Consider the following 14,500-nt stretch of genomic DNA (forward strand, 5'->3'; position numbering starts at 1 on the left):
CACGACATGTGGTAGATGATTTGGGAGACTGACCAAGACGAAGCGGGTAAAAAACTGGATAATGGGCCGCAATTCGCCTACTGCCCACTGCTAGTCAAACTCATTGCTCCGGATGCCCGCTCATGGAAATCAAAGTTAACTATCTCGACAACCTCCGCCTGGAGGCCAAGTTCGACGATTTTACGGTTATCTCCGACCAGCCGATTCGCTATAAAGGTGACGGCTCGGCACCGGGGCCGTTTGACTACTTCCTGGCATCGTCTGCCATGTGTGCGGCCTACTTTGTAAAGGTGTATTGCAACGCCCGCGATATTCCTACCGAAAATATTCGTCTTTCCCAGAATAATATCGTCGATCCGGAAGATCGCTATAAGCAGATTTTCAAAATCCAGGTCGAGCTGCCTGAAGATATTTCTGAAAAAGACCGCCAGGGCATTCTGCGCTCCATTGACCGCTGCACGGTCAAGAAAGTGGTGCAAACTGGCCCTGATTTCCAAATCGAGACGGTAGAAAACATCGATGAGGACGCCCAGGCGCTGCTTATGGGCGCGCCGGAAGGCGGCAGTACCTACATCGAAGGTAAAGACCTGCCGCTGGAGCAGACCATTGCCAATATGAGCGCGATCCTTGCTGACCTGGGCATGAAGATCGAAATCGCCTCCTGGCGTAATATCGTGCCTCATGTTTGGTCATTGCATATTCGCGATGCGGCCTCCCCCATGTGCTTTACCAACGGCAAAGGCGCGACCAAAGAGAGTGCGCTGTGTTCGGCGTTGGGCGAGTTTATCGAACGTCTGAGCTGCAACTTCTTCTATAACGACCAGTTCTTTGGCGAAGAGATGGCGGGCAGCGCCTTTGTTCACTACCCCAATGAGAAGTGGTTCAAGCCGGGCCCGAACGATGAACTGCCTGCGGAAATCCTCGACGAGCACTGCTTGGCGATCTATAACCCGGAAGGCGAGCTGTGCGGCTCAAACCTGATCGATACCAACTCGGGGCGCGAAGACCGGGGCATTGTCTCGCTGCCTTATGTGCGTCAATCCGATGGCGAAACGGTTTACTTTCCTTCCAACCTGATCGAAAACCTGTTCCTGAGTAACGGCATGAGCGCGGGCAATACCCTGGTGGAAGCCCAGGTGCAGTGTCTGTCGGAAATTTTCGAACGGGCAGTGAAGCGTGAAATCCTTGAGCAGGAGCTAACCCTGCCGGATGTACCGCAGGAAGTGTTAGCAAAGTACCCAAGCATAGTAGAGGGTATTAACGCTCTGGAAGCCCAGGGGTTCCCAGTGTTGGTCAAAGATGCCTCCATGGGCGGGCAGTTCCCGGTGATGTGCGTCACCTTGATGAACCCGCGCACCGGTGGCGTGTTTGCCTCCTTTGGTGCCCACCCAAGCTTTGAAGTGGCGCTGGAACGCAGCTTGACCGAGCTGCTACAAGGTCGAAGTTTCGAAGGCCTGAACGATCTGCCGCTGCCCACTTTTAACTCACAGACGGTTTCCGAGCCCAACAACTTCGTTGAGCACTTTATCGACTCGGTGGGCGTGGTCTCCTGGCGCTTCTTTAGCGCCAAGCCCGATTTTGAATTCAGCGAGTGGGACTTCTCCGGCAGCAACGAGGAAGAAGCCGAGACACTGTTTGGTATCTTTGAAGAGCTGGGTGCCGAAGTGTATATGGCGGTACACGAAGACCTGGGCGCGCCGGTGTGCCGAATTCTGGTGCCGGGCTACTCGGAGGTATATCCCATCGAAGATCTGATCTGGGATAACACCAATAAGGCGCTGGATTACCGCGAGGATATTCTTAATCTGCATCGCCTCGACGATGATCAACTGACTGACCTGGTCGAGCGGCTGGAAGAGAGCCAGATGGATGACCACGCCGATATCATTACGCTGATTGGTATCGAGTTTGATGAAAACACCGAGTGGGGACAGCTGACGATTCTGGAACTGAAGCTGTTGGTCTACCTGGCGCTTGGCCGTCACGAAGAAGCGCTGGACTGTGTGCAGATGTTCCTGCAGTACAACGACAACACCGTCGAGCGCGGCCTGTTCTACCAGGCGGTGAACGCGGTGCTGGAAATTGTGTTGGATGACGAGCTGGCGCTTGAAGATTATCTGCATAACTTCCAGCGCATGTTCGGCGAAGCCACCATGGTGGCGGTGGTTGGTTCAGTGAGTGGCGAGGTACGTTTCCACGGCCTAACGCCCACTAACATGCAGTTAGAAGGCCTAGAGCGCCACCAGCGCTTGATTGAAAGCTATAAAAAGCTCCACGCTGCTCGGGCGGCAAAAGCGGGCATCTAAGCATTATCCAAAAATGATGATCGTTAACTGCTGGCGTTACGGCGCCAGTAGAGAAGCCGGTTTGCTCCGTACAGTCGGTCTAATCAGCAGAGTGGAACCAGGATTGGTGACTGAGGAATTCGATTAACTCGCTGCGAAACAGCTTGGCCCGCGCTGAAAGGCTTCGCCGGTAGGGCCATACCAGGAAAATTTCCCTGTTGAGCCCCTGCCACTCAGGCAGTACTCGGATTAACTCCCCCGTTTGTAGGCTGTTGGCCACCATGCTGGTAGGCATCAAGGAAACGCCGGCGCCCGATTGGGTGAGATTCAGCACAATACTCATGTCGTTACTGATGTGAAAATGGCTTTTGCGGCAAGTGTACTGACTGCCTTCCCTGTGCGTGAGATGCCAGTCGCTAAACATTTTGGCGGCCACGCTGGGGCACGCTTCTAACTCATCAATCTTACTGGGAAGAGGATGCATCATGGTGGGTGATGCCACCAATATGAGCTCTATATAGCCCAGGTATTTCTGGATCAGCGTATCGTCTTTTTGTGGCCCAGAGCGTAGTGCAATATCCGCTTGTTGGCCGCGAATGTCGGCTACGTTGTTGTCCAGCTCGATGGTCAGCGAAATCTCAGGGTAGCGATGGATAAAGTGACGCCAAAATGCATCTAGCGGCCCGCTGCCCAAATTGACCGGCGCCATAATTTTCAACGGCCCGCTTAGGCTATGCAGCGTTTGATCCAGATCCAAAATGCGCTGATCTAGTGCGAGCACCAATTCCTCACATTCGCGGTAGTAGGATTCGCCGTGAGGCGTCAACGTCAACCCCTTGGTTGAGCGATAGAGCAACTCAACGCCTAGCGTGGCTTCTAATGCGCTTATACGCCTCGACACGGTGGCAATAGTCATCTTCAACGGTGCCGCCGCAGCCGTGAGACTGCGTTGATTAGCGGCCACGATAAAGATATTTAGGTCATCTAACGAGGGTTTTCGCATTTTGCAATTCTGTAAAATTGATTCTCATATATTGGCATATATTACCGTTATAGATGTTTGTTAATCTACCTGCACTTATACATCATCCTTAGGTACTCTCATGAAACATAGAATTATCTTCGCTATTCTCATGTCGTTTACGCTATCGCTAATTATGTCTGCCTGGGTGACCTACGTGAATATCGGCATGCATGCTGATTTTGTTGGCATCTGGATGCACGCTTGGTTTCTTGCCTGGCCAGCCGCTGGGATCATTGCGTTTATCAGCGGCCCCTTTATCCATAAGTTAGCCCACCGCATTGCCGAGAAGGTCTGACGGCTTGCCTGATGCACTATGGTGCACCCACTGATGCAGCGAGTGCACACAACTGCACCGCTGCGCCAAATTTAATCCTGCCCCACACTTGGTAAAACGTTCTCCGCGGCGCGAATTCCACAAGCGCGATAACAAACGACGCGAATTCAAACATAACGCTAATACAAAAACGCGGAGAGAATCACATGCTCGATATGCTCAATGACCTCCTGTGGGGGAAGGTTCTACTAGTGCTGCTGGTGGGCGTTGGCATCGGTTTTACCGTTGCGTCCCGCTTTGTACAGTTTCGTTATTTCGGTGAGATGTTTCGCATCCTCGGTTCCGGCCAAGCCTTTAAGCGCAATAAACACGGCCATTTAAGCTCGTTTCAGGCGCTGGTGCTCTCAGTGGCTGGGCGCGTTGGTGGTGGCAACATCGCCGGCGTAGCGGTTGCGATTACCTTGGGTGGCCCAGGGGCGATTTTTTGGATGTGGTTGGTGGGTTTAATGGGTATGGCCACCAGCTTTTTGGAATGCACCCTGGCACAGACCTATAAAGAAGCCGAAGGTGACGGCACCTATCGCGGCGGCCCCGCGTACTACATTGTTAAAGGGCTGGGTAAGCAGTGGCGCTGGCTGGCAGCGTTCTACTCGGTACTGCTGCTGTTGACCTTCGGTTTTGCCTTTACCGCACTGCAATCCTATGCGGTGGCAACCTCTTTCGGCGATGCTTTTGGCGTACCGGTGCTTTATAGCGGTATTGCCCTGGCGATGCTGGTAGGGCTGATTATTTTCGGCGGTATTAAGCGTATTGCACGTATTTCCGAGGTTTTGGTGCCCTTTATGGCGGTGAGCTATATCGCCATTGCGCTGCTGGTCATCGCCATGAATATTACGGAAATACCTGGCGTGATTGTGCTGATTGTAAAGAGCGCTTTCGGCCTTGAACCACTGATTGGTGGCGGTATTGGCGCGGCAATTATGATGGGCCTGAAGCGTGGCCTGTTCTCTAATGAAGCGGGCTTGGGTAGTGCGCCAAACGTCGCGGCGGTGGCCTATGTGCCGCACCCTGCCAACCAGGGCATCGTGCAGGCGTTTTCGGTATTTATCGATACCGTGATTATCTGTTCCGCCACGGCGTTTGTGATTCTGCTCAGCGGTGCTTATGACCCGACCGTAGGTGCTGGTGTTGAAGGCATCGCCCTGACCCAGGCAGCGCTGGCCGACCATGTGGGCGAATGGGGCCGCACTTTTGTCAGTTTGGCACTGTTGCTGTTTGCGTTTAGCACCATTCTCTACAACTACTACTTGGGTGAGAACAGCCTCAACTTCTTTAGCCGCGACAACCAGAACCTGTTTAACGCCTTCCGCGTTGCCATCGTGCTGTTGGTTTGCTGGGGCGCGACCACTGATTTGGGCACCGTGTTCGGCTTTGCTGATGTCACCATGGGGCTGCTCGCCGTGGTCAACCTGATTGCGCTGATCATGCTGTTCAAGTGCGGCCTGCGCATTTTGAAGGACTTCGATGGTCAGCGTCGGCAGGGCATCAAACAGCCGATTTTTGACGCTAACCAGCACCCAGATCTTGACCTGGATCCAAAAGCCTGGGAGCTAGAGCCTGAAGAGGCCGAAGCGTTAAAGCAGCGCCTGGAAGGCGTGCCTGCGAAGTAAGTATTTATTTAGACGACTGTACTGATTAGGAAAGGAGTGGCCATGCCCCGCGTACTGATGCTCTATACCGGTGGGACTATTGGTATGCAGCCATCGTCACAGGGTTATATACCTTGCGCGGGGCTGGCCGAACGCCTAGCGGCGCATTTGGCATTGGACGATCTTTACCGGCTGCCAGCGTTTGATGTGCTGGAAATGCAGCCGTTGATTGATAGCGCCGAGCTAATGCCAGAGGCCTGGAACCGTTTGGTGGCACAGCTGGAAATCCACTGGTCGTGCTATGAAGCGTTTGTGATACTCCATGGCACCGATACCATGGCGTACAGCGCCGCGGCGCTTTCGTTTATGCTCGGTGCGTTGAATAAGCCGGTGATCTTCACCGGCTCCCAAATTCCCCTGGGTGAGCCAAGAAGCGATGCGCTGAATAATGTGTTCAGCGCGCTGCAGCTTGCGGTTCACCCCGCAACACCTTGTGAAGTAAGCCTGGTGTTTCACGACCGGCTGTTGCGCGGTAACCGAGCCCGCAAGGTGCGCACTCAAGGCTTGGATGCCTTCGACTCACCCAACTTCCCCTGGCTTGCCGAGCTTGGCATTGGTATAAACTTCCCTCAGCCCTCGGCGCTGCTAAGCGGTAAACCGAATTTTGCACCTATTGAGGTGGACGACGAGGCGGTGGCGGTACTGCCGCTGCATCCAGGAATGTCGCTGCGCCGCGCAAAGGCGTTGCTGGCGGATAAAACGCTAAAAGGGCTGGTGCTTTATAGCTACGGGGTTGGCAACCCGCTTAGCTTTGAAGGCGAGCTGCTTGACGCCTTGAAGGCGGCCAGCGAGAGAGGCGTAGCGCTGCTTAACGTCACCCAGTGTGCCCAAGGCGAGGTAGTGCAGGGCGCCTACGCCACCGGTGCCGCACTCAATCAAGCGGGCGTGATTGCCGGAAGTGATATTACCCTGGAAGCAGCTATCGCGAAACTAACCGTACTCATTGGGCAAGGGCTGGTGGGGTCAATGCTGAGCAAGGCATTGAGTGCGCCCATGCGCGGTGAGTGTAGCCGTTAAGCTTATCAGCGGGAAGAAACGCTCAGCGCGGTGACGGTTAGCAAGATGATCCCCATACCGACCATTTGAATAACGCCCAGGCTTTCGTTTAACACCGCTACACCAAACAGGGTGGCGGTAATCGGCTCGACCATGGCAACCATGGAGGCTAGCGCAGGTGCCGCATGCTTGATACCTACCACGTACAGCAGAAAAGATAGTCCAGCGCCGAGAATGCCCAGCGCCACAAACAGCGGCAGCTCCGGAGCGCTGATAACGCTGACAGCCTGGTTAATGTCCGTTGGAAACAGCAGTGCGATGGCTAGCACGGTGAAGGCGACCGAAAGAATTGCCTGAGGACTGCCATGGGGCGCGGCATACTTGAAACCAAAAATGAACGCTGTATAAGAGAGCCCGGCAAGCAGCCCGGTGCCTACGCCAATTAACGAGAGACCACTGGCGCTGATGGCATACAGCTTGGTTAACAGCACAATACCCACCATGACCAGCGCAATGGCCAGCCACTTGGCAGCGGTGGGGCGCTCTAGTTTGAGGGAAAATGAGACGAGGTAGACAAAAACAGGGGCGCAGTACATCAGGGTGGCAGCGACCGCAACGTTGCCATACTCAATACTAAGAAAATAGAACGTAAAATTGCCAGCGACGCCCAGGCCTGCAACCACTGACCAGAACCAAAGCCGCTTGCTGTTTAGGCCGCTATGCCGACGTTGAAGCAGCAGCCACCCAAGTGCGAAGAGAAGCCCTATAAACCCTCGATAAAATGACACGACGGCTGCATCCCAGCCGTCGTCTAACAAAATGCCTGCGATTCCCCCAGATATCCCCCAGCAGAAGGCCGCCAGCGCTATCAATAAACTGCTTGCGCCTGCCATATTTCACCTATCGTCCTTGAGCGGTAAACACTCGGGAGCAACGAATGTTTAAACGCATTTCTACTGCTTAGCGATGGCTCCTGATCTACTGCCTGTAGACCTTAATGCGGCTCCCCTGAAAGGTAGACGCTGAGCCCAGTGAACGAAAGCCAGCTAACACCAGCTATCCAAAAAACCAGTAACACACCGCAATCGCAGTGGTTACTCCCGCCACATCGGCGACCAACGCACAGCCCAACCCGTGGCGAATGCGAGTGATACCCACGGCGCCAAAGTAGACAGCCAGCACATAGAAGGTGGTTTCAGTGCTACCTTGCATAGTGGCCGCGAGTAGCCCGGCGAAGCTGTCTACGCCGAAAGTATCCATGGTTTCGATCATCATGGCGCGGGCGCCGCTGCCAGAAAGCGGTTTCACAAAGGCGGTGGGGAGAGCATCGACAAAGCGGGTGTCCCAGCCAAAGCCTTCTACTATCCAGCGGATACCGCCTAAGCCAGCGTCTAAAACGCCGCTGGCGCGCAGTACGCCGACTGCCACCAGCATGGCGATCAAGTAAGGCAGCAACGTGATGGTAAAGCTCAGCCCCTCTTTTGCACCTTCAATAAAGGCGTCGTACACCCTCACCCCACGTAACGCCCCGACCATTAAAAACATCATCACGATGCTAAATAGCGTCAGGTTACCGACTAGCGTAGAGGCCGCGGCTAGCGCCTGGGCGGACATGCCTGCCAGCGTGGTTATCAGTAGCCCCAACGCAAGTGCAGCAATCGCTAAATAGGCTAGCACCACGGGCTGCCAGAGTTTTAAGCGCTGCATCAGTGCCACCGCCAAAAGCCCTGCCAGGCTGGAGGCGGTTGTCGCTAGTAAAATAGGTAAAAAGACCAGAGTGGGGTCGGCGGCGCCTTGCTGGGCGCGATACATAAAAATCGTTACCGGCAATAGCGTGAGAGAAGAGGTATTGAGCACCAGAAACAGAATTTGTGCGTTGCTGGCGGTCTCACTGCTGGGGTTAAGGCTCTGCAGCGAGTGCATCGCCTTGATGCCAATCGGTGTGGCGGCGTTATCCAGACCCAGGATATTCGCCGCGAAGTTCATGCTGATCAGCCCCATAGCAGGGTGGCCGCGAGGAACCTCTGGCATCAAGCGGCAGAACAGCGGGTCGAGCACCCGTCCAAGCAGGCGAATCAAGCCTGCCTTTTCGGCAATCGAAAGAAACCCTAGCCACAGCGTCATGGTGCCCAGCAGCACCAGGATAATATCAACGCTCACTTCCGCCATGTCGAACAGTGACTGCACCAAGCGGGCAAATACCTCGCTATCGCCGCCAACCAACCACTGCCAGAGTGAGGCCGCGAAGGCAGCGATAAAGAAGCTTAACCAAATTCTGTTGAGCATGGGGAGTGGGCATCCTGGGGGGTAAGAGTTTTTATATCTCCAGCAATGCCACTTATCCTAACCAATGAGCGCCCGTCACCGCTAACCCGACAGCGAAAGAAAGAACAGAATCAGCGGCGGGGAGAGCAGTGAAAGGATAAAACCGCTGACCACGGCAATGGGTACGCAGGCCACACCGCCGTGCTGCTGAATGACGGGCAGGGTGAAATCCATGGAGGTGGCGCCGCCGTAACCAATCGCCAGTGCGGTATGGCGGTGAATCACCAATGGAATCAATATAAACGCCAGCAGCTCCCGGGTCAGGTCGTTGAAGAACGCCACACCGCCCATCAGTGGGCCTAGCTGGTCGCCGATCAAGATGGCCGAAAGAGAGTACCAGCCAAAGCCTGACGCCATCGCCAGGCCTTCGTTCCAGCTTAATGAGAGCAGCGGGGCGGCAGCCAAGCCTGCCAGCAGCGAACTTATTGCTAGCGTCACCGCAATCGCCAGCCCCATGCGGTTAAGTAAGATCTGCCTGAGTGGCATGCCGGAGTTACGCAGCTGGCAGCCAATCAGTGCCAGCAGCAGGTAGAGTACCCATTCGGCCAGTAAATCTGCGCTGTTGAAAAGCCTATCACCCAGGAGTGGCCCCAGCAGCAGGCCAGCGATAACTCCCCCTGCCACCACGGCGACCAATAACAGCGAACCCTGCATGGCCGCCAGCTTACTGGTCGGAGCATTTTTCACCACCGGTGAGCTACCGGCCTTAAGCGTTAAACGGCGCGATAGCCACCATAGTGCTGCTAAGTTAAACAGCGTGGTAATGCTAAATAACAGCAAGGCGTTGCCACCCAGGCGCGAAAGCTGGCTAGTCAGGTTTTCAAGCCCGGCAAGGCTTATGCCCATGAAGAGCAGAATCAGGTAAACCGAGCCATTAACCGCTCGGTTGATCAGGTTCTGTAACTGTATGGAACGGACGCGAACCAGATAGCCAAGAAAAAGCGGTAGTAGAACAATCAATAAACCGGAAAACATTTAGGGCGTCGCGCCACCGTTTGGGTTGAAGTTAGTTAATGTCAGCTGCGTTTCGCGGCGACCCTCTTTTCGATACACCGCAGAAAGAATCAGCCCGGGCCAGTCAGGGTGAAAGCTAATGGTTAGCAGGCGGTCGGGCTTCTCGATATCAATGAGCGATACGTTCAGTGCTTCAAACTCTCCTGCGGGAACCTCAATGCTGCCTGGGGCGGTAACATAATATTGAAAGTGCTCATCGCGGCCTTTTTGATCGACAAACTCAATCGCGCAGGGCGTGCTTTGTGTACAGTTTTCGTGTCCCGCCCGGCGGGAGAGATCAAATAGCGCCGCTTGGCGATCTAAAGTGGGGATCTCACCTTCGTTCAGTTGATAGCTATCACCCACGCCCAGCACCGAATAGCTGCTGCTAAAGAGCAGAGCGTTGGTGTCATTGCCATTGAGCGAAAAACGGCTGAACTCCTGGCCGCGCGCCACGGTGATTGAAAAGCGCATATCGCTTAACCAGTGATTCCCTTCGTTAGAGAGGCGATGGGTAATGGTAGCCCCAGGCCAACCGCGAACCTCAAGCCGGTACTGTGCTTCAAAGGGTTGGGGGGCTTCAAAGGGCTGCGGCTCTTTGAACGTCTCAGTTGCTAATGCCATGCCACTTGAGCAGGAAATAGCAAAACCCAACCCCACACACCTGAGCGCGCGGCCAGGTAGTCGTGCGAAAACATTGACCAAGGGCCTTTCCTCCATAAAGGGTATCTTCCTAAGAGCCTTTAGCCACTGCTTGGTTCCCAGCGCGCCAGTATAGCCTGGGTGAGGGGTGGCGTCAGTAACCTGCTTCCGGGTTGATGGTGGAGAGTTTTTCACCCGATTCAAAGGCATGCAAGTAAGCGATCACTTGGTCGATGGCATCATTCAGCGGAGTAGGCGCCGCCATATGGGGTGTGACGATTACCTTAGGATGCTGCCAGAGCGGGTTGTCAGTGGGCAGTGGCTCTTCCTGGAAGACATCCAATAGCGCACCCCGCAGGTGCCCCGGCTGGTTACCGCTACCCAGTGCTTCCAATAGCGCCTGCTCATCAATCAAGCTACCCCGGCCAGGATTAATCACACTAGCCCCTTGGGGCAGCTGGGCCAGCCGCTCGGCGTTGAGAATATGTTGAGTGGCGGCCGTATCGGGCAAAATGGTGATCAGGCTCTGCACTTGGCCGAGCAGTTCGCTTAATCCATCATCGCCATGAAAGCAGTGCACGCCACGGATCTGCTTGGGGGAGCGGCTCCAGCCCAGTACAGGGAAACCTGCTTGCTCCAAGGCGCTGGCCACAAAGCTGCCAATAGCGCCCAGGCCTAATACACCCACCGGCCACTGGGATTTTTCCACCACCTCTTGCGGCTTCCAAGTGGCGTTTTGCTGCTGCTCTGAGTAACGATCCATGCTGCGGTAAAAGTGCAGTACGCCATAGAAGGCGTAATCGGCCATCAGCTCGCCCATGCCCGCATCGCGCAATTTTACAATTGGCACGTCGCTGGGCAGGCCTGGGGTTTTCAGCAAATAATCCACCCCTGCGCCTAAATTGATGATGCCTTTGAGCTGGGTCTGCTCTTGCAGTAAATGGGCGGGGGCTTTCCAGATGGCGAGATAGTCAGCGTCTTTACGCTCATCCGCTGGTGCCTCGCTGGTGAGTACGGTGGCTTGGGGCAACGCTTCCGCAAGCGCCGCTTGCCACTGTGCCGCCTCATCAATATGCACAACAATTTTCATTTCGTTTCCTCTCGCTAAACGTGTTTCCAATGCAGGTTATCATGGTGAGCGATAGGTGCCGTTGCAAGCTCGCATAGTGCAAATAACGATGCCGTATGCACTTTTTGTCATAAAGCCTTTGACCGCTAACCAAGGGTCGGTGCTAGTATCGGCTTAAGACGACATTGGCGGGCCTGCTGCAAGCGCGGCAGATGCAACCCCGACGCCTGATCGGTGGTGGCCAGGTCGATCCTGTGGCCCAGCGTTGCGTGCCTATAGTAGGCAGTGCGCTGGTTCTTGGTGATCTTTAATGGCGAGTTGCCCGATGACTCAGGTTTCCCTGCCTTTCACGCGCGAAGAGTACGCTAACCGCCTGTGGAAAGTGCGTGCTGAAATGGCCAGTCGTGGTATTGACGTACTGATCGTCAGTGACCCTTCCAATATGGCTTGGCTGACCGGCTACGACGGTTGGTCGTTTTATGTGCATCAGTGTGTGCTGGTGGGCCTTGAAGGCGAGCCGGTATGGTTCGGGCGGCGTATGGATGCCAACGGTGCTCTGCTCACCTGTTGGATCGATCCCGAAAACATTACCTACTATCCGGATTACTACGTACAGAATCCGGACATGCACCCGATGGAGTATCTGGCTCAGTCGATCATGCCGGATCGCGGCTGGCATCTGGGGGTGGTGGGTATGGAGATGGATAACTACTACTTCTCCGCCAAGGCCTATCTAAGCCTACTGCGCGAACTCCCCCATGCGCGTTTTATGGATGCCAATGCGCTGGTTAACTGGTGCCGGGCGATCAAATCGCCGCAAGAAGTGGCCTATATGCGCATTGCCGCCAAGATTGTGGAAGGCATGCATACGCGTATTCTTGAAGTGATTGAGCCTGGCTTGCCCAAGAGCAAGCTGGTGTCAGAGATTTACCGCGTTGGCATCGAAGGTTTTGTGGATGAGAACGGCAAAGTATTTGGCGGCGACTATCCCGCCATCGTGCCCATGCTGCCTACTGGTAAAGACGCCGCCGCGCCACACCTAACCTGGGACGACACGCCGTTCCGCAAAGGTGAAGGTACTTTCTTTGAGATTGCCGGGGTGTTTAAACGCTATCATGCGCCGATGTCGCGCACCGTATTTCTGGGCACACCGCCGACGGATTTTATTCGCGCGGAATCAGCTCTGCTAGAAGGCATCGAAAATGGTTTGGCAGTGGCCAAACCTGGTAACCGTACGGCGGATATCGCCATGGCACTGGGTGCGGCGATGGATAAATACGGTTTTGACCGTGGCGGCGCCCGCTGTGGTTACCCTATCGGTATCTCCTATCCGCCCGACTGGGGCGAGCGCACCATGAGTCTGCGCCCCTCGGATGAAACCATTCTCCAGCCAGGCATGACGTTCCACTTCATGCCTGGGCTATGGGTCGATGACTGGGGTCTGGAAATTACCGAAAGCATTCTGATTACCGACGATGGCTGTGAGACGCTGGCCAATTTCCCGCGCCAGCTGTTTGTGAAGTAGTGCTGATATAGCTGCCCGTAACATAAAGGAATTTTTTCATGACGACGATGCGACCAAGTCCCATTTCCGCCACCGTTGATTTTGATGCCGATGGCGTGCAGCACGGCTTTTTAAAGCTACCGATCTCTACCGATGAGTCTGCCTGGGGCGCGGTGATGATTCCTGTGACCGTGGTAAAAAACGGCGAAGGCCCCACGGCACTGCTGACCGGCGGCAACCACGGCGATGAATATGAGGGCATCACCTCGCTACTGAAACTCTCTTCAACGCTGAAGGCAGAGGACGTGACAGGGCGGGTGATTATCGTGCCGTGCATGAATACTCCAGCGGTTATGGCAGGCAAGCGTACCTCTCCGATGGACAAGGGCAACCTCAATCGCAGCTTTCCCGGCGACCCCAATGGCAGCGTCACACCGCAAATTGCCGACTACTTCACCCGTGTGTTGGTACCCATGGCGGACGTGGTGCTCGACCTTCACTCGGGCGGCCGCACGCTGGATATTCTGCCCTTCGGCGCGTCTCACGTGCTGGATAATAAAGAGCAGCAGCAGGCCGCTCTGGAAGGTGCCAAAGCGTTCGGCGCCCCCTATGCCATGGTGATGTTTGAGTTGGATGCGGAAAAACTCTTCGACACTGCCTGCGAGCGCCAGGGCAAAGTCTTTGTGGCCACCGAGCTTGGCGGCGGCGGTACTTCCACCCCACAAAGCATTGCCATTGCCGAGCGCGGCGTGCGCAATTTCCTGATTCACTACGGCCTTGTAGAAGGCGAAGTGGAAATGCCCACAGGTGGGCAACTGTATCTCGATATGCCCGACGCCAGTTGCTACGTGCAGAGCCAGCACTCCGGCGTGTTAGAGCTATTGGTGGCCCTGGGTGATGAAGTGAAAAAAGGCCAAACCATCGCCTACGTGTACGACATGACCCGCAGCGGCACCGATCCGGTTGCCTATAAAGCAGAGCGCGACGGCATTCTAATGGCTCGCCGTGCCCCCTCACTGATCAATATGGGGGATACCCTGGCGGTGATTGCCGATGTTGTTGAACGCCTGGAGGCGTAATCCTCGGCATGATGAAACTTGACCGTTACGATCTGAAAATTCTCGATATCCTCTCCCGCGATGGGCGAATCACCAAGTCGAAGCTAGCCGAGGCGATCAATCTCTCGGTCAGCCCCTGCTGGGAGCGGGTAAAGCGCCTGGAAAAGGCTGGCATCATTGAAGGGTATACCGCGCGCATCAACGCGGACGTGTTGGTGCCGCGCAATCCTGTCTGGGTGCAGATTGAGCTCAAGCAGCACAACGCCGAAAGCTTCACTCGTTTTGAAGCGCTAGTGATGCAAACCCCGGAAGTTACCGAGTGTGTGGCGGTGGGCGGTGGGGTGGATTACTTAGTGAAGTTTGAAGCGCGCACCATCGATAGCTACCAGCGTTTGATGGATAAGTGGCTGGTCTCTGAAGCCGGTATCGAGCGCTACTTCACCTATATCGTGACCAAAACCGTCAAGCGCGTTCCTATAGGCATTGATACCGACGACATTCTTTAATGTAGTTTTGGCCCCCTATCGTAAGCCCACCAAAAAAAAGCACTGCCAAACGCTCTCTGACAAAAAAAGTCGCGTGATAAGTCTCGGTTTTCAAAAACACTTCGTGGCTCCTCTC

13 protein-coding genes are annotated in these 14,500 nt (G+C 55.0%); 7 read left to right on the top strand and 6 right to left on the bottom strand.

The features are described from left to right. Window positions 1–122: 122 nt before the first annotated feature. Window positions 123–2,306, top strand: coding sequence for an OsmC domain/YcaO domain-containing protein (locus E0L35_RS06260; RefSeq protein ID WP_022522318.1), 2,184 nt, complete (start codon window positions 123–125; stop codon window positions 2,304–2,306). A gap of 79 nt (window positions 2,307–2,385) precedes the next feature. Here E0L35_RS06260 and E0L35_RS06265 read toward each other — a convergent pair whose 3' ends face one another. Then, window positions 2,386–3,288: a LysR family transcriptional regulator gene (locus E0L35_RS06265; protein WP_022522319.1), complete on the bottom strand. Its 903-nt coding sequence runs from the start codon at window positions 3,286–3,288 to the stop codon at window positions 2,386–2,388. A gap of 100 nt (window positions 3,289–3,388) precedes the next feature. Between E0L35_RS06265 and E0L35_RS06270 the strand changes: the two genes are divergently transcribed. The 3 genes from E0L35_RS06270 (at window position 3,389) to E0L35_RS06280 (ending at window position 6,309) form a co-directional block, all read left to right on the top strand. After that, on the top strand, window positions 3,389–3,604 hold the full coding sequence (locus E0L35_RS06270) for a DUF2798 domain-containing protein (protein WP_022522320.1): 216 nt from the start codon (window positions 3,389–3,391) through the stop codon (window positions 3,602–3,604). Between the two features lie 185 nt (window positions 3,605–3,789). Beyond that, window positions 3,790–5,253 carry an alanine/glycine:cation symporter family protein gene (locus E0L35_RS06275; RefSeq protein WP_022522321.1) on the top strand — a complete coding sequence of 488 codons (1,464 nt, stop codon included), beginning with the start codon at window positions 3,790–3,792 and terminating at the stop codon, window positions 5,251–5,253. A gap of 42 nt (window positions 5,254–5,295) precedes the next feature. Then, window positions 5,296–6,309, top strand: coding sequence for an asparaginase domain-containing protein (locus tag E0L35_RS06280; protein WP_022522322.1), 1,014 nt, complete (start codon window positions 5,296–5,298; stop codon window positions 6,307–6,309). Window positions 6,310–6,314: 5 nt separating this feature from the next. On the opposite strand, the gene E0L35_RS06285 is transcribed toward E0L35_RS06280, so the two are convergent. The 5 genes from E0L35_RS06285 to E0L35_RS06305 form a co-directional block, all read right to left on the bottom strand. Beyond that, complete coding sequence (locus E0L35_RS06285) at window positions 6,315–7,181, bottom strand: DMT family transporter (protein ID WP_022522323.1); 867 nt, start codon at window positions 7,179–7,181, stop codon at window positions 6,315–6,317. A 163-nt stretch (window positions 7,182–7,344) separates the two neighbouring features. Further along, window positions 7,345–8,574 (bottom strand): spore maturation protein, encoded by a 1,230-nt coding sequence (locus E0L35_RS06290; RefSeq protein ID WP_138799890.1) that lies wholly within the window; start codon window positions 8,572–8,574, stop codon window positions 7,345–7,347. A gap of 81 nt (window positions 8,575–8,655) precedes the next feature. Next, entirely contained in the window at window positions 8,656–9,588 is a 933-nt protein-coding gene (locus E0L35_RS06295; RefSeq protein WP_009287351.1) for a lysine exporter LysO family protein, read from the bottom strand. Beyond that, on the bottom strand, window positions 9,589–10,311 hold the full coding sequence (locus E0L35_RS06300) for a hypothetical protein (protein WP_236557342.1): 723 nt from the start codon (window positions 10,309–10,311) through the stop codon (window positions 9,589–9,591). It abuts the gene before it with no gap. Window positions 10,312–10,402: 91 nt separating this feature from the next. Continuing rightward, window positions 10,403–11,338, bottom strand: coding sequence for a glyoxylate/hydroxypyruvate reductase A (locus E0L35_RS06305; RefSeq protein ID WP_022522326.1), 936 nt, complete (start codon window positions 11,336–11,338; stop codon window positions 10,403–10,405). A gap of 304 nt (window positions 11,339–11,642) precedes the next feature. On the opposite strand from E0L35_RS06305, the gene doeA reads away from it, so the two are divergent. The 3 genes from doeA to E0L35_RS06320 are packed head-to-tail and all read left to right on the top strand — an operon-like array spanning window position 11,643 to window position 14,385. Further along, on the top strand, window positions 11,643–12,842 hold the full coding sequence (doeA, locus tag E0L35_RS06310) for an ectoine hydrolase DoeA (RefSeq protein WP_027958052.1): 1,200 nt from the start codon (window positions 11,643–11,645) through the stop codon (window positions 12,840–12,842). A gap of 38 nt (window positions 12,843–12,880) precedes the next feature. After that, complete coding sequence (gene doeB / locus E0L35_RS06315; RefSeq protein ID WP_022522327.1) at window positions 12,881–13,900, top strand: N(2)-acetyl-L-2,4-diaminobutanoate deacetylase DoeB; 1,020 nt, start codon at window positions 12,881–12,883, stop codon at window positions 13,898–13,900. An 8-nt stretch (window positions 13,901–13,908) separates the two neighbouring features. After that, window positions 13,909–14,385: an Lrp/AsnC family transcriptional regulator gene (locus E0L35_RS06320; protein WP_022522328.1), complete on the top strand. Its 477-nt coding sequence runs from the start codon at window positions 13,909–13,911 to the stop codon at window positions 14,383–14,385. The last annotated feature ends 115 nt before the right edge of the window (window positions 14,386–14,500 follow it).

This window comes from Halomonas sp. ATBC28, assembly GCF_005937175.1.
GTDB classification, from domain to species: domain Bacteria; phylum Pseudomonadota; class Gammaproteobacteria; order Pseudomonadales; family Halomonadaceae; genus Vreelandella; species Vreelandella titanicae.

Bases quoted from the DNA above. Each gene is read 5' to 3' on its own strand.
- E0L35_RS06260 (WP_022522318.1), top strand. From the start codon at position 123: ATGGAAATCAAAGTTAACTATCTCGACAACCTCCGCCTGGAGGCCAAG.
- E0L35_RS06265 (WP_022522319.1), bottom strand. From the start codon at position 3,288: ATGCGAAAACCCTCGTTAGATGACCTAAATATCTTTATCGTGGCCGCT.
- E0L35_RS06270 (WP_022522320.1), top strand. From the start codon at position 3,389: ATGAAACATAGAATTATCTTCGCTATTCTCATGTCGTTTACGCTATCG.
- E0L35_RS06275 (WP_022522321.1), top strand. From the start codon at position 3,790: ATGCTCGATATGCTCAATGACCTCCTGTGGGGGAAGGTTCTACTAGTG.
- E0L35_RS06280 (WP_022522322.1), top strand. From the start codon at position 5,296: ATGCCCCGCGTACTGATGCTCTATACCGGTGGGACTATTGGTATGCAG.
- E0L35_RS06285 (WP_022522323.1), bottom strand. From the start codon at position 7,181: ATGGCAGGCGCAAGCAGTTTATTGATAGCGCTGGCGGCCTTCTGCTGG.
- E0L35_RS06290 (WP_138799890.1), bottom strand. From the start codon at position 8,574: ATGCTCAACAGAATTTGGTTAAGCTTCTTTATCGCTGCCTTCGCGGCC.
- E0L35_RS06295 (WP_009287351.1), bottom strand. From the start codon at position 9,588: ATGTTTTCCGGTTTATTGATTGTTCTACTACCGCTTTTTCTTGGCTAT.
- E0L35_RS06305 (WP_022522326.1), bottom strand. From the start codon at position 11,338: ATGAAAATTGTTGTGCATATTGATGAGGCGGCACAGTGGCAAGCGGCG.
- doeA (WP_027958052.1), top strand. From the start codon at position 11,643: ATGACTCAGGTTTCCCTGCCTTTCACGCGCGAAGAGTACGCTAACCGC.
- doeB (WP_022522327.1), top strand. From the start codon at position 12,881: ATGACGACGATGCGACCAAGTCCCATTTCCGCCACCGTTGATTTTGAT.
- E0L35_RS06320 (WP_022522328.1), top strand. From the start codon at position 13,909: ATGATGAAACTTGACCGTTACGATCTGAAAATTCTCGATATCCTCTCC.